The sequence below is a fragment of the Haloquadratum walsbyi J07HQW2 genome, assembly GCF_000415985.1.
In the GTDB taxonomy this organism is placed as follows: Archaea; Halobacteriota; Halobacteria; order Halobacteriales; family Haloferacaceae; genus Haloquadratum; species Haloquadratum walsbyi_B.
In genome coordinates, this window is the sequence record NZ_KE356561.1 from 504,544 (window position 1) to 505,776 (window position 1,233).

1 protein-coding gene is annotated in these 1,233 nt (G+C 51.3%); it reads left to right on the forward strand.

Translation table 11 applies throughout. From position 1 onward, the window contains the following. Positions 1-655: 655 nt before the first annotated feature. A partial coding sequence (locus J07HQW2_RS17295; RefSeq protein ID WP_021053677.1) for a pentapeptide repeat-containing protein occupies positions 656-1,233 on the forward strand: 578 nt, incomplete at its 3' end.

The window sequence follows — 1,233 nt, forward strand, 5'->3', positions numbered from 1 at the left end:
GATGCTTCTGTGTGCCTCGCGTTTTCGGTATGATTTCGGTCGAGTCGGTGGCTGGATAATAAACGCGTCGCGAAAGCAGAATCAAGCAAGCATCGTGACCGGGCGAGAGTGAGATTCCTCCAGTGCTGTATACGTGGCGTGGGGCTATCCTGTATCCCAGTCCGAATACCATTCCAATCTGGTGGGTTATGCTTTCGATTGAGACTGATTCTCTGACACCCTCGATTCATCTAATATCTGTCTGACTCCTCTCGGGAGTCAGGGTTTGTTGTCTGGACCAGTTGTCCCGGCTTCAGGCGCACCCTACGTTACCGAGGATTGAGAAGTCAATATCCATATCAGTGTGATACAGTCTTCTCGAGAATCCCGTGCTCGCGCCTGGAAAGTCACCGGTAACCGGTCACTTCGACAGAAAGTGAATATACTGGCATGTGAGATTCATTCGATAACAGTTAGATCGGACTGTCTCTGCACAAATTACTCAGCTACCCTGTGCGACTATAGCTCCAATTAAGAAAAGCTCCGTATAAGCAGACGAACCACCGAGTCGGTGATCAGCTAGCTATTTGACGACTGAACACAGCCTGTGGCTATGTGTTAATGAGACGGTAATTCACTCAGCATAAGTACTCCAAAAAGCCACATCCACAAAATAATGACTCAGGACGAATTCTCGATTCCCAATAGCGAGACGGTCTCGCCAACAGATATTCACTCGAATACCGACCTCTCGGGCGCAGACCTCACTGACGCTAATCTCAGGGGCGCTGACCTCTCTGACGCCAAGCTGTTTAGCACTGACCTCACGGGTGCCGACCTCACAGATGCTGATCTTACCGGTGCTATCCTTCCCGCCGCCAATCTTTCTAACGTGAATTTCTCCGATGCGAACCTCACTGACGCGGATCTCTCCTACGCCAACCTTTCTGGCGCGGACCTTTCCGACGCAGATCTTACTGACACCACTCTCTCTAATGCCAACCTCCTCGGGGTCGGTGAGGTGGACTTCTCAGACGCTACGGAAGTGCCGGGCGAATTTATCGATTTAGAACAACGACAAACAGAGGATATACGCGCGGATATGCGCGGGTCAGTAACTGCGCTCACAACTGAACTGACCGAGGGTAGGTACGAACATGATCTTGAGCGATTAACCGAGATAGAAAGCGAAGCGCGCGCGATTGCAGATTATGCGGAGGAACTTGCGTCCCGTCACCGTGAGATGGAGCATTC